Origin of the sequence: Aeromonas eucrenophila, from assembly GCF_000819865.1 — a bacterium.
Classification (GTDB): Bacteria; Pseudomonadota; Gammaproteobacteria; order Enterobacterales; family Aeromonadaceae; genus Aeromonas; species Aeromonas eucrenophila.
Window position 1 is genome coordinate 171,394 of sequence record NZ_CDDF01000011.1, and the last position, 24,054, is coordinate 195,447.

The 24,054-nt window shown below is 60.8% G+C and carries 24 protein-coding genes and 1 riboswitch; of the genes, 6 read left to right on the forward strand and 18 right to left on the reverse strand.

Annotation, left to right across the window (positions count from 1 at the left end):
- Positions 1 to 176: 176 nt before the first annotated feature.
- The 13 genes from modA to moaA all read right to left on the reverse strand — a co-directional run bounded on the left by modA (position 177) and on the right by moaA (position 10,544).
- Entirely contained in the window at positions 177 to 905 is a 729-nt protein-coding gene (gene modA, locus BN1124_RS11120) for a molybdate ABC transporter substrate-binding protein (RefSeq protein WP_042641878.1), read from the reverse strand.
- A gap of 50 nt (positions 906 to 955) precedes the next feature.
- Complete coding sequence (moaE, locus tag BN1124_RS11125) at positions 956 to 1,444, reverse strand: molybdopterin synthase catalytic subunit MoaE (RefSeq protein ID WP_042641880.1); 489 nt, start codon at positions 1,442 to 1,444, stop codon at positions 956 to 958.
- Positions 1,445 to 1,447: 3 nt separating this feature from the next.
- The gene (moaD, locus tag BN1124_RS11130; protein WP_042641881.1) at positions 1,448 to 1,693 is read right to left on the reverse strand and encodes a molybdopterin synthase sulfur carrier subunit; all 246 of its coding nucleotides are present in this window, start codon (positions 1,691 to 1,693) and stop codon (positions 1,448 to 1,450) included.
- A complete protein-coding gene (gene moaC, locus BN1124_RS11135; protein ID WP_042641882.1) occupies positions 1,690 to 2,193 on the reverse strand; it encodes a cyclic pyranopterin monophosphate synthase MoaC in 504 nt (167 codons plus the stop codon). The genes moaD and moaC overlap by 4 nt, the downstream gene beginning before the upstream one ends.
- Before the next feature lie 57 nt (positions 2,194 to 2,250).
- A complete protein-coding gene (moaB, locus tag BN1124_RS11140) occupies positions 2,251 to 2,757 on the reverse strand; it encodes a molybdenum cofactor biosynthesis protein B (RefSeq protein ID WP_042641884.1) in 507 nt (168 codons plus the stop codon).
- Between the two features lie 220 nt (positions 2,758 to 2,977).
- Positions 2,978 to 3,568, reverse strand: a complete 591-nt coding sequence (locus tag BN1124_RS11145) for a cytochrome c3 family protein (RefSeq protein ID WP_042641886.1) — start codon at positions 3,566 to 3,568, stop codon at positions 2,978 to 2,980.
- A 94-nt stretch (positions 3,569 to 3,662) separates the two neighbouring features.
- On the reverse strand, positions 3,663 to 4,118 hold the full coding sequence (locus BN1124_RS11150) for a nitrate reductase cytochrome c-type subunit (protein WP_042641888.1): 456 nt from the start codon (positions 4,116 to 4,118) through the stop codon (positions 3,663 to 3,665).
- A complete protein-coding gene (napH, locus tag BN1124_RS11155) occupies positions 4,118 to 4,993 on the reverse strand; it encodes a quinol dehydrogenase ferredoxin subunit NapH (protein ID WP_042641890.1) in 876 nt (291 codons plus the stop codon). Before napH ends, BN1124_RS11150 begins: the two co-directional genes overlap by 1 nt.
- Entirely contained in the window at positions 4,990 to 5,724 is a 735-nt protein-coding gene (napG, locus tag BN1124_RS11160; RefSeq protein WP_042641892.1) for a ferredoxin-type protein NapG, read from the reverse strand. Before napG ends, napH begins: the two co-directional genes overlap by 4 nt.
- A 15-nt stretch (positions 5,725 to 5,739) precedes the next feature.
- The gene (gene napA, locus BN1124_RS11165) at positions 5,740 to 8,229 is read right to left on the reverse strand and encodes a nitrate reductase catalytic subunit NapA (RefSeq protein WP_042641894.1); all 2,490 of its coding nucleotides are present in this window, start codon (positions 8,227 to 8,229) and stop codon (positions 5,740 to 5,742) included.
- A 260-nt stretch (positions 8,230 to 8,489) separates the two neighbouring features.
- Entirely contained in the window at positions 8,490 to 8,777 is a 288-nt protein-coding gene (locus BN1124_RS11170) for a chaperone NapD (RefSeq protein ID WP_378052299.1), read from the reverse strand.
- Positions 8,774 to 9,295, reverse strand: a complete 522-nt coding sequence (napF, locus tag BN1124_RS11175) for a ferredoxin-type protein NapF (protein ID WP_042641896.1) — start codon at positions 9,293 to 9,295, stop codon at positions 8,774 to 8,776. The genes BN1124_RS11170 and napF overlap by 4 nt, the downstream gene beginning before the upstream one ends.
- 253 nt (positions 9,296 to 9,548) lie before the next feature.
- A complete protein-coding gene (moaA, locus tag BN1124_RS11180; protein ID WP_042641898.1) occupies positions 9,549 to 10,544 on the reverse strand; it encodes a GTP 3',8-cyclase MoaA in 996 nt (331 codons plus the stop codon).
- Positions 10,532 to 10,671, reverse strand: a riboswitch (molybdenum cofactor riboswitch). It overlaps the preceding gene by 13 nt.
- A gap of 79 nt (positions 10,672 to 10,750) precedes the next feature.
- Here moaA and narQ point away from each other — a divergent pair.
- The 4 genes from narQ (at position 10,751) to BN1124_RS11200 (ending at position 14,622) form a co-directional block, all read left to right on the forward strand.
- Positions 10,751 to 12,463, forward strand: coding sequence for a nitrate/nitrite two-component system sensor histidine kinase NarQ (gene narQ, locus BN1124_RS11185; RefSeq protein ID WP_042641900.1), 1,713 nt, complete (start codon positions 10,751 to 10,753; stop codon positions 12,461 to 12,463).
- The gene (gene narL / locus BN1124_RS11190) at positions 12,463 to 13,101 is read left to right on the forward strand and encodes a two-component system response regulator NarL (RefSeq protein WP_033129359.1); all 639 of its coding nucleotides are present in this window, start codon (positions 12,463 to 12,465) and stop codon (positions 13,099 to 13,101) included. Before narQ ends, narL begins: the two co-directional genes overlap by 1 nt.
- Positions 13,102 to 13,301: 200 nt before the next feature.
- Complete coding sequence (locus BN1124_RS11195; RefSeq protein ID WP_042641902.1) at positions 13,302 to 13,727, forward strand: globin domain-containing protein; 426 nt, start codon at positions 13,302 to 13,304, stop codon at positions 13,725 to 13,727.
- A 319-nt stretch (positions 13,728 to 14,046) separates the two neighbouring features.
- Positions 14,047 to 14,622 (forward strand): LON peptidase substrate-binding domain-containing protein, encoded by a 576-nt coding sequence (locus BN1124_RS11200; RefSeq protein WP_033129357.1) that lies wholly within the window; start codon positions 14,047 to 14,049, stop codon positions 14,620 to 14,622.
- 242 nt (positions 14,623 to 14,864) lie between these two features.
- On the opposite strand, the gene BN1124_RS11205 is transcribed toward BN1124_RS11200, so the two are convergent.
- Both BN1124_RS11205 and BN1124_RS11210 read right to left on the reverse strand, forming a co-directional pair.
- The gene (locus BN1124_RS11205) at positions 14,865 to 16,946 is read right to left on the reverse strand and encodes an ATP-binding protein (protein WP_042641904.1); all 2,082 of its coding nucleotides are present in this window, start codon (positions 16,944 to 16,946) and stop codon (positions 14,865 to 14,867) included.
- A gap of 18 nt (positions 16,947 to 16,964) precedes the next feature.
- Positions 16,965 to 18,149, reverse strand: a complete 1,185-nt coding sequence (locus BN1124_RS11210) for an FIST signal transduction protein (protein ID WP_042641906.1) — start codon at positions 18,147 to 18,149, stop codon at positions 16,965 to 16,967.
- 110 nt (positions 18,150 to 18,259) lie between these two features.
- On the opposite strand from BN1124_RS11210, the gene BN1124_RS11215 reads away from it, so the two are divergent.
- Entirely contained in the window at positions 18,260 to 19,183 is a 924-nt protein-coding gene (locus BN1124_RS11215) for a gluconeogenesis factor YvcK family protein (protein ID WP_042641908.1), read from the forward strand.
- Positions 19,184 to 19,197: 14 nt separating this feature from the next.
- On the opposite strand, the gene BN1124_RS11220 is transcribed toward BN1124_RS11215, so the two are convergent.
- The 3 genes from BN1124_RS11220 to lpcA form a co-directional block, all read right to left on the reverse strand.
- Entirely contained in the window at positions 19,198 to 19,533 is a 336-nt protein-coding gene (locus tag BN1124_RS11220) for an Hpt domain-containing protein (RefSeq protein WP_042641910.1), read from the reverse strand.
- 303 nt (positions 19,534 to 19,836) lie between these two features.
- Positions 19,837 to 20,634, reverse strand: coding sequence for a class II glutamine amidotransferase (locus BN1124_RS11225; RefSeq protein ID WP_042641912.1), 798 nt, complete (start codon positions 20,632 to 20,634; stop codon positions 19,837 to 19,839).
- 110 nt (positions 20,635 to 20,744) lie between these two features.
- Positions 20,745 to 21,323, reverse strand: coding sequence for a D-sedoheptulose 7-phosphate isomerase (gene lpcA, locus BN1124_RS11230; RefSeq protein WP_042641913.1), 579 nt, complete (start codon positions 21,321 to 21,323; stop codon positions 20,745 to 20,747).
- 260 nt (positions 21,324 to 21,583) lie between these two features.
- On the opposite strand from lpcA, the gene fadE reads away from it, so the two are divergent.
- Positions 21,584 to 24,040: an acyl-CoA dehydrogenase FadE gene (gene fadE / locus BN1124_RS11235; protein ID WP_042641915.1), complete on the forward strand. Its 2,457-nt coding sequence runs from the start codon at positions 21,584 to 21,586 to the stop codon at positions 24,038 to 24,040.
- Positions 24,041 to 24,054 lie beyond the last annotated feature (14 nt).

The following is a 24,054-nucleotide window of genomic DNA, read 5'->3' on the forward strand; positions in this document are numbered from 1 at the left end:
TGCCATGAGTGACCGGACGCCGCTTCCGGGTCAGGCGAAACGCCGCGAGCAGACCCCCTTCACTCATGTCCGGCTCCCAAATCGAATTCAGGCAACAGCATGTTTTGCATCCTTATCTTGCAGACTGGCCGGCCCAGGGGCCGGCCAGTCACCATACGGGGTCAGCTCTCATGCCATCATTGCGGCAGGGCATAACCCGCGGCCTTGATCTGCTCCTGGCCCGGGCCCTTGAGCCAGGCCACCAGGGCATCGACCGCTTCGCCCTTCTTCAGGACCAGGCCCTGCTGCTCAATGGCAGGATAGAAGGCGTTCGGCACGGCCCAGGCTTCCCCTGTCTTGCCCGCTTCCACCAGGTTGGCCCAGGCGACGAAGCCCATCTCGGCGTTGCCGGTGTCAACGAACTGCCAGGTCTGGCCGATGTTGGTACCGGTCAGCAGACGATACTGCTTGGGATCGATCTTGAGGTGTGCCAGGGTCGCCATGGCGGCGGTGCCATAAGGCGCGGTTTTCGGGTTGGCGATAGCGAGGTTGCCCTTCCAGTCGCGCAGGGTGGCCTCATCGGGTGCCGGACCGCCCTTCTTCCACAGGCCCAGCTGGCCGATGGCATAGGTGAAGCGCTCGCTGCCCTTGCCTTCAGCTTCCAGTTTCTGAGGAGTCTTCACATCGGCGGAGAGGAAGAGATCGAAGGGGGCTCCGTGGGTGATCTGGGTGTAGAGCACCCCGGTCGCGGCGGAGGAGATGGCCAGGGTGTGGCCCGTCTTGGCGGTGAAGTCCTTGCCGATACGCTCTATGGTGCCCTTGAAGTTGGCGGCCACGGCGACCTTGACCTCATCGGCCTGCACGGCGGTGGTGTGCAGCGCCGCGGCGCAGATCCCCAGCATGACAACAGATAACAGCGGTTTCATTCCCTTACTCCTGGTTGCGGATCCTTCGTGACCAGATCCTGTGACGGGGCCTATTCCCCTGACTGCCAGCGGGCCGCGGCGGCGTTGTCGCTCTCCTTGGCCTCGACCCAGCGTTGTATCCCCTCGGCGGTCAGCTCCTTCTTCCAGAACGGCGCCCGGGTCTTCAAAAAATCCATGATGAAGTGACAAGCCTCAAACGCAGCGTCTCTATGGGCGCTGCTCACCGCCACCAGCACAATTTGATCGCCGAGCAGCAGCTCGCCGATGCGGTGAATGAGGGTGCACTCCTGCAGCGGCCAGCGGGTGCGCGCCTGCGCGATTATATCGGCCAGCGCCTTCTCGGTCATGCCGGGGTAGTGCTCGAGGGCCAGCCCCAAGACCTGCTCCCCCTGATTGAAGTCGCGCACCTTGCCGACGAAGGTGACGATGGCCCCTGTGTCGTGGCGGGCGGCGAGCCGCTCGTACTCCTGCCCGAGGGAGAAGTCGGCCCGCTGCACCAAGATGCGGTCGACGGCGTCACTGCGCAGCTCGTTGGACATGGCTCAGCCTCCGGTCACGGGGGGGAAGAAGGCCACCTCGTCGCCATCGACAAGGGCCGTCTCCAGCGGCACCAGGGTCTGATTCACCGCCACCAGCAGCTTGCCGGATTCCAGCGCCAGCGCCCACTTGTCGCCGCGCTCGCACAGCGCGGCTCTCAGCTGTTCTGCATCCCGGTAGTCGCACGGCAGGCTGAGCTCGTCGCAGCCGACCAGCTCCCTGACTTGCGCAAAAAACAGTACCTTGATCATGCTGGCTCCTCGGGGTTATCCAACGGGCTGGCCAGCTGGAAATGGCCGGACTTGCCGCCCCGCTTCTCCACCAGTCGCAGCTGCTCGATCACCATGTCTTTTTGCACCGCCTTGCACATGTCGTAGATGGTGAGCGCCGCCACCGAGGCGGCGGTCAGGGCTTCCATCTCCACCCCGGTCTTGCCGGAGAGCTTGCAGAGGGTGCGAATGTGGACCCTATTGTGCTCGGACTGGGGTTCTATCTCTACCTCCACCTTGGTGAGGGCCAGCGGATGGCAGAGGGGAATGAGGTCGGCAGTCTTCTTGGCCGCCATGATGCCGGCGATGCGGGCGGTGGCGAACACATCCCCCTTGTGGTGCTGACCGCTCAGGATCAGAGCCAGGGTGGCGGGGGCCATGGTCACGAAGGCTTCGGCGCGGGCTTCCCGCTCCGTGACCTGCTTGTCGGTGACGTCCACCATGTGAGCTTCACCGCTCTGGTTGAGATGGGTCAGGTTCATCACTGTTCCCCTGCTTGAGAGCTGGAGTGGATGGCGCGTGCTGACACGCGCCGCGATTCAAAGATGGGAGACAAAGTTGCACGGCTTGGTACGGGCATCGAGCTGCTCCCGGATCAACTGCTCCCAGCCGAGCTGGCAGGCGCCGGTGGAGCCCGGCAGGCAGAAGATGAGGGTGCGATTGGCCAGCCCCGCCAGTGCCCGGCTCTGCATGGCAGAGCCCTTGATCTCGGCAAAGGAGAGTTGACGGAACATCTCGCCAAAGCCCTGCACTGTGCGCTCGAACAACACACCGACCGCTTCCGGCACCCGGTTTTGCTCGTTGAAGCCGGTGCCACCGTTGACCAGCACCACTTGCACCGCCTCGCCGGCGATCCAGTCGCTGACCTGAGCCCGCACGCGGAACAGGTTGTCGGCGCACAGCGCCCGATCGGCGAGGTGATGTCCGGCCTGAGTCAGGGCCGATACCAGATAATCCCCCGAGCTGTCGTCGGCGGCGGTGCGGCTGTCGGAGACCGTCAGCACGGCGATCTTGAGGGGAATGAATTCACTGTTTTTTGATGCCATCAGGACAATTCCTGTCAATCAATGACCATGAGAGGAGAAGGGATGAACGCGGTTGCCTGGCCAGATATCCGCCGGCCACGCCGGTTGTGCATGCACACAGGCACAGGCGCCCCATTACCGGGGACGGATTCTATCAAAAGTTGGCGGCAAGATGGGGTTAATGAGTCCATAAAGGTGAAATGCCATCGGGCCGGCAAGGGCCGGTCCGATGGCATTGGGTTTAGAACCCTTTCACGCCCGTCATGTCGGGCAGCTGGTGCGCTATGCCCTTGTGGCAGTCGATACAGGTATTCTCCCCGCTCGCCAGGTTGGTGGAGTGCATCTGGGCGGCGCGACGTCCCTGCAAGGAGAAGTCCATGTATTCGAAGTTGTGGCAGTTGCGACACTCCCTCGAATCCGTGTCCTTCATGCGCTGCCACTCCCGTTCGGCCATCTCGCGGCGATGGGATTCGAACTTCTCGCGGGTATCCACCTTGCCGGTCAGCATGCCCCACAGCTCCTTGGAGGCCTGCACCTTGCGAATGATCTTGTAGGTCCACTCGTGGGGCACGTGGCAATCCGGGCAGCTGGCGCGCACGCCGGAGCGGTTGGCATAGTGAATGGTGTCGCGGTATTCCACGAACACGTTGTCCTTCATCTCATGACAACCGGTACAGAACTTCTCGGTGTTGGAGGCTTCCATGGCGGTGTTGAAGCCCCCCCAGAAGATGACACCACCGAAGAAGCCCATCATCAGCAGCACCCAGAGGGCGGCCTTTGAGGGAGACTTGAAGGTGGTCCACAGTCGCTGCAAAAAACCAGGTAATTTCATCAATGGACTCCTCAGTTCAGGGCTTCATTCAAGGGGGACTTGAAGGTGTCCCGAAGGCACTGCAAAAAGCCGGGTAATTTCATCTGTGGATTCCTCAGTTCAGGGCTTCGACGGGCTTGAAGGTGTTTTCCACCAGCGGCTTGGCATCCGCTTGCGGCACATGGCACTGCAGGCAGAAGTAGCGGCGGGGAGAGACCTCACCCAGGGTCATGCCGTCACGGGTCTCGAAGTGAGTCGGGCTGATCTTGGGGGCCTTCATGCGGCTGGCATTCTTGAAGCTGTGGCAGGCCAGGCACTTGTTGACCTTGTTATCCACCTCGTAGTTGCGGATGTCGTGGGGGATCAGCGGAGGCTGATGCATGTACTGGCGATCGTAGATGTCGCCGTCCTTGCGGTAGTTCTTCAGCGGGGCGGGATCGGCCTCGGCCGCGAGATCCGTGCTGCCTCGCTCCGACTTGATGCCCCCCGTGCTGTTGGTAACCTCGGGGACTGCCGCCATCAAGGAACCCGCCATCAGGCAGGCCAGCATTGCTCCAATCAGCTTTTTCATTATTTGTTCTCCGACATTGTCTCTGCCTTGACGGCAAAACCTACAGTGATTTCAAAAACTTGCTCCGCGCAGACATCGATGCAACGGCCGCAATTTGTGCACTCCTGAGCCGCAATCAAGGGCCCGTGACCGCGCCTGGCACCGTGAACCGGGCCGCGCAGAATGGGACGCTCGGGGCAGACCGCATAACAATCCATGCAGTTGCTGCAACGCTCACGCCCCCTGGCTGACAACTTGATAAATCCGACCCGGTTGACCAGGGCATAGAAGGCCCCCACCGGACAGAGGTGACCACACCAGCCCCGCTCCACCACGAAGAGGTCGAACAGGAACAGCGCCACCAGCAGACCCCAGCCCGCCCCCATGCCAAACAGCAGGCCGCGCAGGGCGAGGGAAACCGGGTTGACCAGCTCCCACACCAGCACACCGGTGACGACCGGGGCGACCAGCACCATGGCCAGCAACCAGTAACGCGTGTTGCGGCTGAACTGGCCGTTGCCCTTGAGACCGAGCCGGGCGCGCAACCAGGCAGCCGCATCGGTGACGAGGTTGACCGGACAGACCCAGGAACAGAACACCCGGCCCCCGACCAGCCAGTACCCCAGCAGCACTATGGCCGCCCCGAGCCACAGGGTGGCGAGGGGCCAGTGGCCCGCCGCGACCGACTGCAACAGGGTGAGCGGATCCGCCAGCGGCACCGTCTCCAGCAGCAGGGAGCTCGAGAGATTCCCCTTGAGGATCCAGAGATCCGCGAGTGGCCCCAGCAGGAACAACCCCAGCACGCCGAACTGCGTCAGACGACGCAGCAGCAGGAAGCGGTGTGACCGCCACCAGCCGAGCCGTGCCCTCGCCTCCTGTCCCGGGTAACCGCTCATGATCCCTCCGGGGTGCGGGTCGGCAGACTGAGCCGCTCACCGATGAGCGACTTGCCCGCCTTGCGCTTCTCTTCCCAGCCGAGCCGGTAATGATGACCGAGCTCCCCTTTGGCGAGCTGAGGGGGCACCACCTTGATGGCCGCCGTCTCCAGCACGCAGGCGTGCTCGCACTTGCCACAACCGGTGCAAACATCGCTGTGCACGGTCGGCAGGAACATGGCGTGCTTGCCGGTGCGCGGATTACGCACCAGCTCGAGCGTGATCGCCTTGTCGATCAAGGGACAGACCCGATAACAGACATCGCAGCGCAGACCCAGATAGTTGAGGCAGGTCTCATGGTCGATGAGCACCGCCACCCCCATCCGCGCCTGATCGATGTCGGTCATGGCCGGGTCCAGCGCCCCGCTCGGGCAGACCACCACGCAGGGAATGTCTTCACACATCTCGCAGGGCACGGCACGCGCCTCGAAGTAGGGAGTGCCCGTGGTCACGGGTTCGAGCAGCCTGGCAAGCTTGAGGGTGTCGTAAGGACAGGCCTCAACACAGAGCCCACAGCGCACGCAGGCGCCGAGAAACTCGGCCTCCGTCAGTGCCGCCGGCGGTCGCAGCGCCTGGGCAGGCACGGCGTGCGCCTGCTGGCGCGCCACCCCGCCGAGCCCTGCACCAAGCAGGCCCACACCGCAGGCCCCCTTGGCGAGATCGGCCAGGAACTGGCGACGGCTGCGACTCATCCCCCGCGCCCCGCCTTAGGCCTTCATGACCTTGACGGCGCACTTCTTGTAATCCGTCTCCTTGGAGAGCGGATCCGTGGCGTCCAGGGTCAGCTTGTTGACCAGCTGGCTCGCATCGAAGAAGGGCATGAACACCAGGCCTTTTGGCGGCTTGTTACGACCACGGGTCTCGACGCGGGTCTTCACCTCACCGCGGCGGGAGGAGACGATCACCTCTTCCCCACGGCGCACACCCCGGGCCTTGGCATCTTCCGGGTGCATGAACAGCACCGCATCCGGGAAGGCGCGATAGAGCTCGGGCACGCGGCGGGTCATGGAGCCTGTGTGCCAGTGCTCCAGCACCCGGCCGGTGGAGAGCCACATGTCGTATTCCTTGTCCGGCGCTTCGGCGGCTGGCTCATAGGGCAGCGCGAAGATCACCGCCTTGCCATCGGGTTTGCCATAGAAACGCACGCCCTCGCCCGCCTTCACATAAGGATCGAAGCCTTCGCGATAGCGCCACAGGGTCTCCTTGCCGTCCACCACGGGCCAGCGCAGGCCGCGCGCCTCGTGGTATTGATCGAACGGCGCCAGATCGTGACCGTGACCACGGCCGAAGCTGGCGTATTCCTCGAACAGCCCCTTCTGCACGTAGAAGCCGAAGTGTTCTGCCTCGTCGTTCAGCACGCCCTTGCTCTGCTCTTTCGGGAACTGATCGACCTGACCGTTCTTGTAGAGCACCTCATAGAGGGTCTTGCCCTTGAGCTCGGGTTGCTTGGCGATAAGCTCCGCCGGCCAAACCTCGTCCACGGTGAAGCGCTTGGAGAATTCCATCAGCTGCCACAAGTCGGACTTGGCCCCTTCCGGCGCCTTGACCTGCTGGTGCCAGAACTGGGTGCGGCGCTCGGCGTTGCCATAGGCACCCTCTTTCTCCACCCACATGGCGGTGGGCAGGATGAGATCGGCAGCCTGGGCGGTCACAGTCGGGTACGGATCGGACACCACGATGAAGTTGGCCGGGTTGCGATAACCGGGCAGCCCTTCTTCATTCATGTTCGGACCGGCCTGCATGTTGTTGTTGCACATCACCCAGTAGGCGTTGAGCTTGCCGTCTTTGAGCATGCGGCTCTGCAGCACGGCGTGATAGCCCACCTTGTCCGGGATGGTGCCTTCCGGCAGTTTCCAGATCTTCTCGGCAATGGCGCGGTGCTTGGGCTCGGTCACCACCATGTCGGCAGGCAGACGGTGGGCGAAGGTGCCCACTTCGCGGGCGGTGCCACAGGCGGACGGCTGGCCGGTCAGGGAGAAGGGACCGCTGCCCGGGGTGGAGATCTTGCCGGTCAGCAGGTGGATGTTGTAGCAGAGGTTGTTGGCCCAGACGCCACGGGTGTGCTGGTTGAAGCCCATGGTCCAGTAGGAGACCACCTTCTTGCTCGGGTCGGCATAAAGTTGCGCCAGTTTTTCCAGCTTGTCCTTGGAGACGCCGGAGAGCTTGGAGACCGAATCCACGTCGTAATCCGCCACGAATTTCGCGAAATCATCGAAGCTCATGGGGGTGGATTCGCCACTGTCCGGGTTCTTCGCCTGCTGCTGCAGCGGGTTGGTCGGACGCAGGCCGTAGCCGATGTCGGTGACGCCCTTGCGGAACTGGGTGTGCTTGTTGACGAACTCCCAGTTCACCTTGTCGTTCTGGATGATGTAGTTGGCGACGTAGTTGAGGATCGCGAGATCGGTCTGCGGCGTGAACACCATGCCGTTGTCGGCCAACTCGAAGCTGCGATGCTCGAAGGTGGAGAGCACGTGCACCTGCACGTCCGGATTGGAGAGGCGGCGATCGGACATCCGTGACCAGAGGATGGGGTGCATCTCGGCCATGTTGGAGCCCCACAGCACGAAGGCGTCGGCTTGCTCGATGTCGTCGTAGCAGCCCATGGGCTCATCCATACCGAAGGTGCGCATGAAACCGACCACGGCCGAAGCCATGCAGTGACGGGCGTTGGGATCCAGGTTGTTGGAGCGGAAACCGGCCTTCATCAACTTGGAGGCGGCGTAACCTTCCCACACTGTCCACTGGCCGGAGCCGAACATGCCGACGGCGGTCGGGCCCTTCTCTTTGAGGGTGGCCTTGAACTTCTCGGCCATGATGTCGAACGCCTGATCCCAGCTGATGGGGGCGAAGTCACCGTTCTTGTCGAATTTGCCGTTGGTCATGCGCAGCATGGGCTGAGTCAGCCGGTCCTGGCCGTACATGATCTTCGACAGGAAGTAGCCCTTGATGCAGTTGAGGCCACGGTTGACCGGGGCATCGGGATCGCCCTGGGTCGCGACGACGCGGCCACCCTGAGAGCCCACCAGCACAGAACAACCGGTACCGCAGAAGCGGCACGGCGCCTTGTCCCAGGTGATGGCGGTCTTGTCGGTACTGGTGATCAGGTTCGCCGCCAGGGTGGGGGCACTGACACCGGCCACAGCAGCGGCTGCAGCCACCGCGTTGGCCTTCATAAAGTCGCGTCGACTCAGCTTCATGGCATATCCTCACTTTGCTTATCGCGTAAGTTGTCGAGTGTATCGATCTGGTAGTCGCTCAGGCGGTGAACAACACACCCGGCATCGCTTTTATCGCATCAATGGCCGCCATCCTGATGGATCCCGTTGGCTCAGCCTTATGACGCGTCATTCCTTGTTATTGCACATCGAATTCATCGAGCTATTGGTAGATAAAGGCAGCACAGAGCCCCGCATCACCTGCATCATGAGAAGCCGCGCTGGCTCAGTCTCATGACTCTTTATTCCTCACATTGGGCATCGGATTCATCGAACTGATGGTAGATGAGCGCGGCGGAGAGCACTCCCGGCAGCGCATTAATGGCGTCGATGGCATCCATGATAGGGCGTTGGCTCGGCCCCTCCAGGGTCACCACCAGCTTGCCTTCATCGCTGACGGCGTGGATCTCGGCCCCCTTGAGGGCGGCTATCTGCTCGGCGAGCCGATGACGCAGTGCAGGCTGGGTCAGCACCACCAGGCTAGATACGTGAAACTCTTCTCGGTTCATATTATTTTCCAACTTGCTCATCGCTTGCTTCCTGTCGGCGCGTCGCCATGGCGAACTCCGATCCTGATGCTGCCAACCGGGCAATCCGCGACGCAGGCGCCACAGCCATTGCACAGCTCGCTATCAACGCTGGGGGTTGGGACTCGCCCCAGCTGGGGGGAAAAACGGATCGCCTGCAGCTCACAGCTGTCCTGGCAACGCTGGCAGAAGACCTGGGCACTGGCCAAGCAACCAGCTTCGATGTGGGCCACATAATCCCACGGCGCCTGGGTGGTCGGCCGAAATATCGGCGCCTGGCAGGCGGTCACACAGTCGGTGCAGAAGGTGCATTCGCCGCGCAGAAAATCCACCGTCGGAAAGCCACCATCCCCCTTGACCAAGATCTGCTCGGGGCAGGCCACCAAGCAATCACCACAACGGGTGCAATCGGCCACAAAGTCGGCCCAGGAAACGGACCAAGGCAGCTGCACCTTGGGCTCGGTCGGGCTCAGTCGTCCTCGAAACAGACTACGGCGTGACAGGTTGACCCCATCCGGCATATCGACTCCTTTTTTCAGGGACAGAACACGAGAGCGAAGACAGTGACTGGTATTTTTAATACCTATTAGAAGCGTGGGTGTATATTGCGACTCTGACAAGTCCAGCGATATACCACTAGGGGGATAAACAGGGGGGATTCTTGCGCTGGATCAAACCCTTGGCGCAATAAGCAGCAATCGGGGCAAACCAAATTACCCCTATGGGAGGATTGCTTATTAATCGGTGGCTATTTTTGTGCGGGAGATCAACATCTCAGCCACCGATGGAAGCGAGGTGAGGAGTCATGCCGGCGTTGCCGTCGTGCAGACGGTGGGTCGCGGCCTTGCCGGTGAGGGCATGGCGGATCCGCTGTTGCAGCTCATCTTGCTGAGCATCGGCGTTCAACAGATCCCGCAGCTCGACCCCATGGTCGCCAAACAGGCACAGGTGCAGCTTGCCCACCGAGGAGACCCGCAGCCGATTGCAGCCAGCGCAGAAATCCTTGCTGTAGGGCATGATCAACCCCACCCCGCCTTGGGATTCCGGATGCATGAACACCTGGGCCGGGCCGTCATCTACCCCGCGCAGTTGCTGTACCCAGCCATTGCCAAGCAGCTGCTGCTTGATGAGCTCGCCGCTGGTGTGGTGATCGCGAAACAGGCTGTCCATCTCGCCGGTCTGCATCAGCTCGATGAAACGCAGCTCGATGGGCTTGTGCCTGATCCAGGCCAGAAAGGCATCCAGCTGGTGATCGTTGAGCCCCTTGAGCAGCACCGCATTGATCTTCACCGACTTGAAGCCGGCGGCCAGCGCCGCCTCGATGCCCTCCATCACCTCCGCCAGCTTGTTCTCGCCGGTAATCTGGTGAAACTGGCGGGGATCCAGGCTGTCGACGCTGACATTGAGCGCTGTCAGGCCCGCATCGAACCACTCTTGGGCGCGCTCTTTCAAGCGATAACCGTTAGTGGTCATGGCCACCTTCTCGATCCCGGGCGTGTTGGCCACTGTCTCGATGATGGTGGTGAAATCACGACGCAGGGACGGTTCGCCGCCGGTCAGGCGCACCTTGCGGGTGCCCATGGCGGCAAAGCCAGACACGACACGGCGGATCTCCTCCAGGGAGAGAAACGACTTGCGTCCCTCCTTGTCCCCTGTCGGAGGCCGATAGCCGTCGGGCAAGCAGTAGGTACAACGGAAATTGCACACGTCGGTGACAGACAGGCGCAAATAGTAAAAACGACGGGAAAAACCATCTTCAAGTGGCAACATAAACACCTTTCCAAATACGGGAGGCCAGGGCATTTCTTTCCTGACCCTTACAGCTCGAACATCGGCTGACGGCTGTTTCCCCCTATCTCAAGGACTTAGGCAAAACAGCTCGGAGTTCATCTAGTTTTTCGATGCTAGCACAAGTTGGAGTACACTCCCATGCTACTTTGTGGGGTTATTGTCTGATCCGAGGGAATCCAATCGGTATGGGAAAGTGGTTCAAAGTGCACTCGGTCAGCAGCGCCATCGGCCGCTCCATGGTGCTCATCCTGTTCATGGCGAGCCTGATCGCCTTGGTGGCCATGGTCACCCTGTTCTATTCGGTACCCGACGCCAAGGCCATCAATCTGTCCGGCTCCCTGCGGATGCAGGCCTATCGCATGGCCTACGAGATAGAGAAAGATCAGGCAGTGCTCGGGCGGCTCGCCCAGTTCGAGCAGACCCTGCACGCCCATGAGTTGCAGGAGACCCAGCGCTGGATCACCCCTGCTTCCCTGCGCCGCACCTATGGCGAGGTGCTGCTGCAATGGCAGGTGATGCGCGAGCACATCGAGAATGCGACGCCGAGGCGTTACACCGACAACACGGAGCAGTTTGTCGCCGCCATCGATGACTTCGTCAACCAGATGCAGTATCACGTCGAGTTCAAGGTGCGCATGCTGGCCCTGGCGGAAGGGCTGGGCCTGCTCTCCATCATCACCATCGCCTGGTTCACGGTGCGTTTCACTCGCCAGCAAGTGGTCGCCCCGCTCAATCAGCTGGTCTATTGTGCCCGCCAGATCCAGCGTCAGGAGTTCGATCTAACCCTCCCCCCCCACTGTGACAACGAGCTGGGGGAGCTGTCGGGCGCCTTTGCCACCATGGCGGATGAACTCGGCAAGCTCTACCGGGAGCTCGGTAGCAAGGTCGAGGAGAAGACGGCCAAGCTGCAACAGGCCAACGACACCCTCTCCTTCCTCTATTCCACCGCTCAGAAGTTGCATGCGGCGCCGCTGAGTCGACGCACTCTGCAAAAGCTGCTGGAGCGGGCCGCCGCCCATCAACACATCGATTACATCCGGCTGACCCGCTTCGAACACAACGCCATGCCGGTCTATATCACGGGACGAAAGGGCTGGCCCGGCGATCTGGATACCCTGGTGAGCTTCTATCTGCAGATGGACGATCAGGAGTACGGACGGCTCGACATGATAAGCAGCCACCCCATCGACGAGCGGTTGATGAAGAACTTCTCCATGCTGCTGGCCCAGGTGCTGCACAAGGATCAGACCCTGCTACAACATCAGCGTCTGCTCTTGATGGAAGAGCGAGCCGTCATCGCCCGCGAGCTGCACGACTCCCTGGCCCAGGCGCTCTCCTACCTCAAGATCCAGTCCACCCTGCTCAAGCGCTCCGTCGCCAAGGGCGATCATGGCAAGGCCGAGGCAGCCATGCAGCAGATCGATGAGGGACTCAGCAACGCTTACACCCAATTGCGCGAGCTGCTCGGCACCTTCCGCCTCAGCATAGGGGACGCCAATCTCGGGGAAGCCATCGCCGTCATGCTGGAGCAGCTCAAACCCCAGACCGGTGCCGAGATAAGGCTCCAATACGGTCTTTCCGATACCGACCTCGAGGCCGGACAGCACATCCATATCCTGCAGCTGATCCGTGAGGCAGTGCTCAATGCCATCAAACATGCGGGCGCACAGCTGATTGAGGTTAGCTGTGAGACCCTCGCTGATGGTAACATCCAGGTTCAGATTTCAGATGATGGTGTCGGAATTGGGAGCGCGAGCTCCGCGGTCAATCACTACGGTCTTAGCATCATGAACGAGCGCTCCAGCAAGTTGCACGGTCAGTTGACCATCAGTGAGCTGCCGTCCGGAGGCACCCGTGTACACCTGACCTTTCCCACCAGCCTAACAAGAGACGCCTGATGGACGAGATGAAATATAGTGTTCTGGTCGTGGATGACCATCCCCTCATGCGCAAAGGGATTGTGCAACTGCTGGAGTTGGAAGATAACCTCGAGGTGATAGGTGAAGCTTCCAACGGGACTGATGCCGTGGCCATGGCCAAGGAGTCCGAACCGGATCTTATTCTGCTCGATCTCAACATGAAGGGCCTGTCCGGTCTCGATACCCTCAAGGCACTGCGGGCCGAGGAAGTCACCTCCCGGGTGGTGATCCTGACCGTCTCCGATGCCCGTCAGGATGTGGTTGCCCTGCTCAAGGCCGGCGCCGATGGTTACCTGCTCAAAGATACCGAGCCGGATATGCTGCTGGGCCAGCTGGCCGATGTCATGACCGGCAAGCAGATCCTGAGCGAGCCGCTGCGCCCCTACCTGGAAAACATCTACGAGCTGGATCACCTGCAGCAGAAGCTCGAGAGCCTGACCCGACGCGAGATGCAGATCCTGCGCGAGATCGCCAAGGGTCTCTCCAACAAGCAGGTCGCCTCCGTGCTGCATATCTCCGAAGGGACCGTCAAGGTTCACGTCAAGAGCCTGCTCAAGAAGCTCGAGGCCCAGAGCCGGGTAGAAGCCGCCGTCATGTATCTGGAGCAGCGCAACTAAGCGCCCCCTACATAGCTCAGCAGGCGGCATCCTTGCCCACATCAGGCCCCGTCACCTCGGGGCCTTTGCTGGCTGCGGCACCAAAACCTCTCCCTCCGATGAGCCCGATACCGGGGCACATGAAATAATCTCACCTCGCCACACCTTATTGAGTTATTGCATTATTATGTTCATGCGACCACAGATGGAGGACGGGCGACATGACTACCGCACAGATCGAACTGGTACAGAAGGCATGGGGCAAGGTCACGGCGTTGAATCACACCTACGTGCTGGAGGTGTATGAGGAGCTGTTCCGACTGTCGCCGGAATTGATCAACCTCTTTCCCGATCCTTCGGGAATGCCGATCGCCAAGGTATCGGAGACGCTGAACACGGTGATCACCAGCCTGGAGCAGCTGGATGCCCTGGGTTTCATCATCAGGGATCTCGGTCGCAGGCATCAAAAGTTCAACGTGGAGCCACACCAGTTCGCGCTGCTGAAGCAGGCACTGACGACGGTACTGGCACGGCGCTTGGGAGAGAGCTTCAAACCCGAACTGGCCGACGCCTGGTCACAAATGTATGACGAGATCTCCGCCTTGATGTTGGAAGGACTCAATCATCGCACCACATCACTGGTCTGAACTGCCATGACCATGGCCTCGGATGGTTCTTTTCCTCATCGGGTAGATAACGACAGACGGGCATTTTGCAGGGAGCGTGTTTGCAATATGCAAATGATGCCCCATTCTGCAGACGGGGCATGTTCGAGCCCCTTAAAACTCATCCGTATCCCATCAGAGTTCATCGTGAAGCCAATAATCATTACTTCCATAACCAACTGATTTTAAATACAAATTAAAATAAACTCTCCCTCGACGGCCCCGACGGGCCGTTTTCTTCACCCTCTGGCACAGTCACTGCATTGTCATATTCAGATGCGACTTATTCGGAGGATGGAACATGAAACTTCAACCCTTGGCACTGTTCCCCTTACCCTCACACATACTGCCGGGCGGAAAACTCCCCCTGCGCCTGTTCGAACCGCGCCACCTGCAGATGCTCAAGGAGTCGTTCATCGATGATCGAGGCTTTGGCATCGTCATGGAGGAAACGACCAGCACGGGCGCTTGCGGGCGGATCCTGCCGGTGGGCACCCGGGTCAAGGTAACGGATTTTTATACCCTCAACGATGGCCTGCTCGGGGTTACCGTACTGGGTCTGGAACGATTTTCCATTCATGAAATGGAGACTGACGAGACGGGTTTGCGTCACGCCCGAGTAGAAACGCTGCCCAACTGGCCGAGTGCCCACTCGGATTTCAGTGACAAGCAACTGGTCAGCAGATTGAGGGAGGTGTTTGAGCAATATCCTGAACTGGATGAGCTCTATCCGGACAAGCAGTTTGACGACGCAGCCTGGCTCTGCCAGCGCTGGCTCGAGATCCTGCCCATGCCTATCTATGAAAAACAGATGTTGATTGCCAAACAAAACAGTGAAGCGGCGCGCCAGTTTTTGCGCCGACTGATCGCACAGTGAGTCACGAAGTGTTTTGCAAAATGCGATAATTCTTACAATGAGAAATAATAATTCGCATTTTGCAACGAGCTGGCAGAATAAATAACACATAGCTCAGCTGCAAGCCGCAATAACAGGTTATGACAAGTTGGCACGGTTTTTTCATATAGGACCGTACAACCCGATTTATCCCGTGCTCTCTTCAGTATTTGCTGAAGAATTGGTCAACCACCAGGTTGACCATTTTTTTATCCAAAATTCGCTCAGCTTGTCCTGCAATGACGCAACAGACAGTTGCGCAGACGGATCAGACTGATGGGTTTGGCCAGGAAGTCATCCATTCCCTGCCCCAGGCAACGCGCCCTGTCTTCCGTCATCGCATTGGCCGTCAAGGCCACTATCGGCATCTCATACCCCATTTCACGCAATCGACGGGTCGCCTCCAGCCCATCCATCTGCGGCATCCGCATGTCCATCAATATAAGATCGGGTCGCTTCTCGCTGACCTGTGCCAACGCCTCCAGACCATTGGCCACCAGCCTCACCCGGCACGCCAGTTTCTGCAGCATGAGCGACACCACCAGCTGATTGACCGGGCTGTCCTCTACCACCAGCACGTCCAGATCCAGCATGGAGAGCTCATCGTTGGCGGTGCTGACAAGTTCGGCGCAAGGCGCCGCCATGTCGGCCAACTCGAACCAGAAACAACTGCCTTGTCCAAGGCGGCTATGCAGGTAAATTTCGCCTCCCATCAATTGCACCAGCCGCCGGCTGATGGCAAGCCCGAGTCCGGATCCGGAGAAGCGGCGGGTGGCCGAGCTGTCGACCTGATAAAACGGCTCGAACAATAACGCCTGATCTTCGGGCGAGATGCCTATCCCAGTGTCGGTCACCGAGACCCTCAGCCGTTCATCCTGCCATCCCAGCACGAGCTGCACCTGACCGGCGGCGGTAAACTTCACCGCGTTACCGAGCAGGTTGCCGATCACCTGGGATAAACGGACGGCGTCGCCCTGCAACTGACCCGGCAAGCTCTCATCCAGTTGCCAATCCAACCGGATGCCCTTGGCGCAGGCTTGCTCCTGCAGAGGCTCCACCAACGCCTGACACAACCGGGCGGGCTGAAACGGCTCGCAGTGCAGTGCCAGGGTGTGAGATTCAATCTTCGAGAAGTCGAGCACATCGTCGATGATTGTTTGCAGCAGATGCGCCGAATGGGTGGCATGGCCGAGCAGGGCCTGTTGCGGCGTCTCGAGCCGTCCATATTGGAGCAGATCCAGCATCCCCAGCACCGCATTCATGGGGGAGCGGATCTCATGGGTCATCATGGCCAGAAACTGCGACTTGGCGCGGTTGGCCGTCTCGGCCTCATCCCGGGCACGTGCCAGCTCCTGCTCCCGGCGGATCTGGTTGCCTATCTCCCGGGCCGTCCCCCGATAGCCGATGAAGACGCCACTGGTATCGAAGCAAGGTTCGGCGTTGATCTCCATCCAGCAGGGGCCGCTGGCCAGGGTAACCTGGGCGCGGATCGCCCGTACGGGCAGATGGCGAGCGATCAGGTGCCGGTACTTGCACCACTCGGGATCCTGTTTGTCATGGGCAAAGTCATGGAGGCTGCGACCGGTCTGGCGGATGAGCACTTCCCCCTGATAGCCCGGGGCTGACACATAGCTGAGTCGGTGCTCGGGGTCCGTCTCCCAGAACCAGTCGGACGCCATGGCCGCGAAGCTGCGAAAGCGCTGCTCGCTCGCCTGCAGTGCCAGGGTCTTGAGATCGACCTGCTCTTGCAGGCGAGCCCGATAGGCGATGTTGACCAACGCCTGGGAGATAAGGGGACGGCAGCGCTGCATCGCCGCCTTACTCTTGAGATCGAAGGTACCAGCCGCGTGATGGCGGCAGATGAGGACACCGGAAAAACCGGGAGCCTGCAGACCCGTCATCATGACGCTGGCCCAACCGGCGGTGTCAGCCAGGGGGGCGAGCTCCGGCAACTGGGCCGGATCATAGATGACCAGAGTTTCTCCTGCGATGGCGCGGGAGAAGAGAGGCGTCAGCGACCAGGGACGCCCCACCTCGTCTGGTTGGGTACTCAGATGAGTGGTGCCGCTCGCGGCGCCCCAAGCCACCACATCCGCCTGCTCGAAGCCGATGAAGGGTTTGAGCGCCAGGATGAGGCTGTCCAGCACCTGCTCCAGGCTCTGAGCCTCAGCCAGCGTTGCCACCCCGCACAGCAAGGCTTGCGACTCCTGGCGGTATTTGGCCTCCCGCTCCCGGCAACGCACCAGCTCCACCAGCGTGGTCTGCAGCTTGTCACCCAGCGCTTCGAGTTCGCTATTGCCTATCATTTTGTGTTCAGCACCCAGTCAACTATCGAGGAAGATGACGCTCGACACCATGAGGTTGCCATGGGCCAGCTCACCATGGGGCAGACGTCCCTGCTCGCCGAAGGTAAAGGCAGTAATGAAGGGGATCTCCCCCAACCTGTCACGAAACTGGTCGACGACGTCGTTCAGACTCTCTCCTAGCGCCAGCCGGCAGCCGGCGCAGAAGACCACCAGCGCCCCGAAGGGCTGCACGTTGCCCACCATGCCATATTCAGGCTCGATCCGCACCGCGTTCAGGCTGCGCTGCAGCAAGCCTTCCTGGCTGCTGTGCATCAGTTGCAAGCGCTCCCCCAGCCGGGTCTCGGTAAACAGGCGCAACCCCTCCCGCTCGGTCACTGCCTCGGGATGAGAAAGTTTGTAATAAGGCATGTCATCGAGCATGCCGACCTGACGGGCCAGCGGGGAGAGCGTGGTCTCCCTCAGGATGGGGCCCACTCGCCAGGGTGCTTCGCGCTCGGTCCAGCGGGCATACACCCGGGCCGCTGGCTCGTGGTCGATGGTCAGCACCTCGCGCCCATCCAGCGCGGTAATGATGCCATGCCGCTCGGTGGGCACATAACCGGAATGAAACTGGAAGGCCAACTGACAATCCGGATAGAGCACCGCCAGCACGCAACCCTGCTGCCCCTCCCCCTCGCTCCAGCACAGCTGCCAGTCACCGGTCACCCCATCATCCGCCGCCGAGCCGCCGACGACGGGAACAGTCGCGCCGAACTCCGCCTCGATCCCCGCCAACACAGCCTCTTCCAGCCCAGGGCTGGTATGCAGCAAGATGAGTTGCGGCAACTCGCCCGGGCGGCCGCCATCGGCGATGGCACTGCGCAGCAGCTGGCGCACATCCGGCGTCGCTCCAATCTGACCCGCCACACCGTAGGCCCCCCTGTCGTCATAGAGTGCGGCAACGGCCAGGCTACAGCCAAGCCGGGCATGGTAGCCGGTCTGGGTCAGGATCCCGCAGCAGGAGCTGCAGCCGAGCAGGCGGGCATCGGGAAAGTGGGCCTTGAGTGCATGCCGCAGTACCGCAGCATCGTGAGCTTGGGTAAAATAGACCAGCAACAACGAAGGAGAGCGAGGTGATTGAGCGAGCAGCCGTTCAGCTATCTGTTGGGCGGCCAGCAATGTCGTCTCTGCAAGAGAGTGAGCCGTCAGGAAGTTCAACACCATCTCCTCGTGATATGTGATGCTGCTAGCAAGCAAAAATCATACCCTTATCAAACAATTACCTGGCTGCGTTGACTAGAATGACACTCACTGGCCTCCCACAGGATGACTGCATGTGGCAGAAAAATATCACTCATTTTGATCGGGTCGTCGCCATCGGCGGTGGACACGGCATGGGTCGGGTACTCTCTTCCCTCTCATTTTTAGGGCCCAGGCTGACCGGTATCGTCACCACCACGGATGATGGCGGCTCGACCGGACGCCTGCGCAAGAGTCAGGAATGCATTGCCTGGGGAGATCTGCGTAACTGCCTCAATCAGCTGGTGACCGATCCCGGCATCGGCAGCCTGCTGTTCGAATACCGCTTCACGGGCCGTGGCGAGCTGGCGGGCCACAATCTCGGCAACCTGATGCTGCTGGCCCTCGACAATCTCTGTGTCCGCCCCCTCGATGCCATCCGGCTCATCAGCGACATGCTGAAGATAGAGCCTCAGCTACTGCCCATGTCCGAGCAGCCCACCGATCTCTGTGCCCACACCCTGTGCGGCGACCAGATCCTGGGGGAGGTCTCTATCGATCGGCTCACCACGCCCCCCCGCGCCTTGAGCCTGAACCCGGCCGTGCCGGCCACCCAGGAGGCCGTCGAAGCCCTGACTCACGCCGACATCATCATTCTGGGGCCAGGCAGCTTCCTGACCTCCGTCATGCCCCCCCTGCTGCTCTGCGACATCGCCGAGGCCATCCGCAACAGCGGGGCCATCGTCGTCTTCATCGGCAATCTGGTAGCAGAAGAGGGACCAGCCGGTCAGCTGACGCTGCTCAACCAGTATCGCTGGCTGGAGGAGAAGATCGGCAGCGGTCGGGTCGATGCCATCCTGGCCCCCGAAGGCCCAGCCATCCCCGAGCTGGCCCATTGCCTTGTCCAGGCCGATCTGGGTGAAGCTGCCCTCCCCCATCGACACGATCGCCTCAAACTCAGGCAAGCGCTGGACGACGTCATCCAGAGCTGGCACCTCGCCCATGACAAGGCGGGGTAACCCCGCTCACCAGCTCAGTGATAACGGGCCAGGTGGGAAAAGACCTGCGGCAAGGAGTGCTCGAGCTGTGCCAGACGCTGACCGGCGTCTTCTGCATCTTCCCGCCGGCAGGCGAGTTCCAGCGCGATCACCTGCCGGTAGCTGGGCTCGGCACCGTAACTGCCGCAAGAAGATTTCATGCTGTGGGCAAGACGTGCAAGGGCGGTCCAGTCCCGCTGTTCAAACAGCGGCCTGAGCTGGGCAAGTTGCCCCCCCACCTCCTCGACAAAGACCGAGATGACCACAGGCATCATCTCGTGACCTATGTCCTCTGCCAGTTGTCGCAGCACCTTCTGATCCAGCCACTCCATCTTTTCTTTCCTTTGATGGTATTCAAACAGAACACAATATAGCCGATAGGCCCGCTTGCTGTCATCTGCCCTTGCGGGGGATGGCGGGGTCGTCGGCCGCCTCAACAGCACAGTAGTGTGAGCCAGATCAAGTTCTAGAAAAGTAGACACAGCGGGATGAAATTTAAATATTGCAACAAAATTAACATTTAAATAACAATGAAAGCCATGAGAATGATGCGGCTCAGCAACACCTCTCTCATCCCTTTTTGCCTGTATGGCTGCTGCGAAGAACCAGGGTAGGATTCTACCCTGGTATTTTTTTTATGCCTGAGCCAGCAACTTGGCCGAGTTGCCATATTCCAGTTCACCCAACCGAAACAGGCAAAACTCCCCCGGCATCATCTTCACCCAGTTTTCATTGCCGGTGAGCGGCCGGGTCGCGACCAGGGTCACCACGTCATTCGGCGTCGTCTCGCTCTGAAAATCGATGGCCACGTCCTCATCCAGCAGGCTGGCCTCACCAAAGGGAGCCCGACGGGTCAGCCAGTAGAGGTTGTTGCTGCAATAGGTCATCACGAATTCCCCATCCGACAGCAACATGTTGAATACCCCCAGCGTACGCAGCTCCTCGCACAGACTCGCCAGATGGCGGAACATGGCGGGGAAATTGGTCGGGCGTTTGGGGTATTTCTGCTCAAGCTGGCCGAGCAGCCAGCAGAAGGCGTGCTCGCTGTCGGTGTCCCCCACCGGACGGTGGCGCCCGGTCGGCAGCCGCTTGTAGCCGGTCAGCTGACCGTTATGAGCGAAGGTCCAGTAGCGTCCCCACAGCTCGCGGGTGAACGGATGGGTGTTTTCCAGCGACACGCAGCCACGGTTCGCCTGCCGGATGTGGCTGACCACGGCGCGGCTCTTGATGGGCAGCGCCTGCACCAGCTTGGCGATGGGAGACTGGGCGCTGGGCTCGGGATCCTTGAAGGTGCGAAAACCTCGCCCCTCGTAGAAGGTGATCCCCCAGCCATCCTTGTGGGGGCCTGTCTTGCCACCCCGCAGCATCAGCCCGGTAAAACTGAAGCAGATGTCGGTCGGCACATTGGCACTCATGCCGAGCAGTTCGCACATATCCCCTCCACTGCCTGAATCACTCGGGCATTTTTCAATCGGTGCACTCGGCGACTTGGGGAACGTCGACATCGGTCACGCCGATCCGACAACCCCCAGCGCTGTCTAAATTACTTGGCCATCTCTTTCTCGACCAGCTGGATCAGGATGTGGATCACCTTGATGTGTATTTCCTGAATCCGGTCGGCATAGCCAAAATGCGGCACCCGGATCTCGATGTCGGCCAGGCCAGCCATCTTGCCACCGTCCTTGCCGGTCAGCGCGATCACCTTCATGCCCTTGGCGTGAGCGGCCTCGATAGCCTTGAGAATGTTGCCGGAGTTGCCACTGGTGGAGATGCCAAGCAGCACGTCGCCACGACGACCGACCGCTTCCACGTAGCGAGAGAACACATAGTCATAGCCGAAGTCATTGGAAACGCAGGAGAGGTGGCTCGGATCCGAGATGGCGATGCCGGCATAACCGGGGCGGTTTTCCCGGTAGCGACCAGTCAGTTCCTCTGCAAAGTGCATGGCATCACAGTGGGAACCACCGTTGCCACAGGAGAGTACCTTGCCTTCCTGCTTGAAGGAGTCGGCCAGCAGTTTGGCGGCCGCTTCGATGTTCTTCAGGTTCTGCTCATCGGCCAGGAATGCCTGGAGCACGGTGGCAGCTTCGGTCAATTCATTGCGGATAAGTTCTTGGTACATGGCGTCTGATGTCTCTTTGTATCGTCCAACATAGGGTCAGCGCATTGTCGCACAAGCCAATCTCGCCGTCGCCCCCCTGCCCGCCAAGATGCTCCCCGCGAGACGTTAGGCCGATCACGGTGTCAAGGTAACAAGCTTGTAAACAGCTTGATAAGTTTGTGCACATGAATTACAACTGGGGCCACATCCAACAGGTCAGACCTCTGGATCAGTTAATCCACTCTCCACCCAATTTCGGCAACTCATGCAAGGAGCGAAAAATGACGACGACCCTCACTCTGCTCGGAGTGATCCTGGTGATCGGCGCCATGGCTTATCGCCGGGCGTCTCTGTTCACCTCCACGCTGGCCACGGCCGCTGCACTGGTCATAGGTGCCTTCTATGGCCATGTCCCCCTGTTGATCTGGGTACTCTTCGCCCTGGTTGCCATCCCGTTGAATCTGGTGGAGTTTCGCCGTAATCAACTGACCAAGCCCCTGTTCAAGATCTACAAGTCCATCATGCCGGAGATGTCTCGCACCGAGAAGGAAGCCATCGAGGCGGGCACCACCTGGTGGGAAGCGGACCTCTTTGCCGGCAACCCGAACTGGAAGAAGCTGCACGCCATTCCGGTCAGCACCCTCAGCGCCGAGGAGCAGGCCTTCCTGGATGGCCCGGTCGAAACCGTGTGTCGCATGGTCGACGACTGGGAAGTGACCCACGAGCGCGCCGATCTCTCCCCAGAGGTGTGGCAATACCTGAAGGACCACAAGTTCTTCGCCATGATCATCAAGAAGAAGTACGGTGGGCTGGAATTCTCCGCCTATGCGCAATCTTGCGTGCTGCAAAAGCTGTGCGGCGCCAGCGCCGTGCTCGCCTCCACCGTCGGCGTGCCCAACTCCCTAGGCCCTGGCGAGCTGCTGCAACACTACGGCACCGAGGAGCAGAAAGACCACTACCTGCCGCGTCTGGCCATTGGCAAGGAGATCCCCTGTTTCGCCCTGACCAGCCCGGAAGCGGGTTCGGATGCGGGCTCCATCCCGGACTTTGGCATCATCGCCAAGGGGGAATGGGAAGGGGAAGAGGTGCTCGGCATGCGCCTGACCTGGAACAAGCGCTACATCACCCTCGCCCCCATCGCCACTGTGCTGGGGCTGGCGTTCAAGCTGCGCGATCCGGATCACCTGCTGGGTGAAGAAGAGGAGCTCGGCATCACCTGTGCCCTGATCCCCACTCATATCAAGGGGGTCGAGATCGGCCGCCGCCACTTCCCGCTCAACGTGCCGTTCCAGAACGGTCCGACCCGCGGTGAAGAGGTGTTCGTGCCGCTCGACTTCATCATCGGCGGCCCGGCCATGGCCGGCCAGGGTTGGCGCATGCTGGTGGAGTGTCTGTCGGTCGGCCGCGGCATCACCCTGCCCTCCAACAGCACCGGCGGCGTCAAGATGCTGGCCCTGGCGACCGGCGCCTACAGCCGCATCCGCCGCCAGTTCAAGCTGCCCATCGGCAAGATGGAGGGGATCGAGGAGCCGCTGGCTCGCCTCGGCGGCAACGCCTACATCATGGGTGCCGCTGCCAAGCTGACGGTCACCGGCATCGATCTGGGGGAGAAACCCTCGGTCATCTCCGCTATCGTCAAGTATCACCTCACCGACCGTGCCCAGAAGTGCGTCATCGATGCCATGGACATCCACGGCGGCAAGGCGATCTGCATGGGTCCGAACAACTACCTGGCCCGTGGCTACCAGGGCGCCCCCATCGCGGTGACAGTCGAAGGGGCCAACATCCTGACCCGCAGCATGATCATCTATGGTCAGGGTGCCATCCGCTGCCATCCCTATGTGCTGCCGGAGATGCTGGCCGCCAGCCACCCGGACAAGGAAGTGGCGCTCAAGGAGTTCGACAAGGCGATGTTCAGCCACGTCGGCTTCGCCATCAGCAACCTGGTGCGCAGCTTCTGGCTGGGCCTGACCGGCGCCAAGCTGGCGGCGGCACCGTTCAAGGATCAGACGAAGGGCTATTACCAGCAGCTGACCCGACTCTCCGCCAACCTCGCCTTCCTGTCCGACATGGCAATGGGCACTCTGGGGGGCGAACTCAAGCGCAAGGAGCGGGTCTCCGCCCGTCTCGGCGACGTGCTGAGCCAGCTCTATCTGGCCTCCAGCGCCCTCAAGCGCTATCAGGACGAGGGTCGCCAGCAGGCGGATCTGCCGCTGCTGCACTGGGCACTGCAAGATGCCATGTTCAAGGCACAGGAAGCCATCGACGAACTGCTGCGCAACTTCCCGAACCGCTGGATTGGGCTGGCCCTGCGCGTCATAGTGCTGCCGCTGGGTCGGGATCTGAAACGTCCGAGCGACAAGCTGGACCAGCAAGTCGCCCGTCTGCTGCAGACCCCGAGTGCCACCCGCAGCCGTCTGGCCGAGGGCCAGTACCTCACCCGCGAGGAGGGCAATCCCTTCGGTCTGCTGGAGCAGGCGCTCGAAGACGTGCTGGCCGCAGAGCCCTTGTTCGACAAGGTGTGCAAGGCGGAAGGCACCAAGCGTCCCTTCACCCAGCTGGACAAGGTGGCCGATGCCGGCCTCGCGCTGGGGGTCATCAACCAGAACGAAGCCGAGCTGCTGCGCCGTGCCGAGCAGAGCCGTCTGCAGACCATCAACGTCGATGACTTCGACCCCATCGATCTCGTCGCCAACAAGTCACTGTTCGAGCCATCTGCCTATCACAGGGCAGCCTGAGTCCGGCTCTGAGC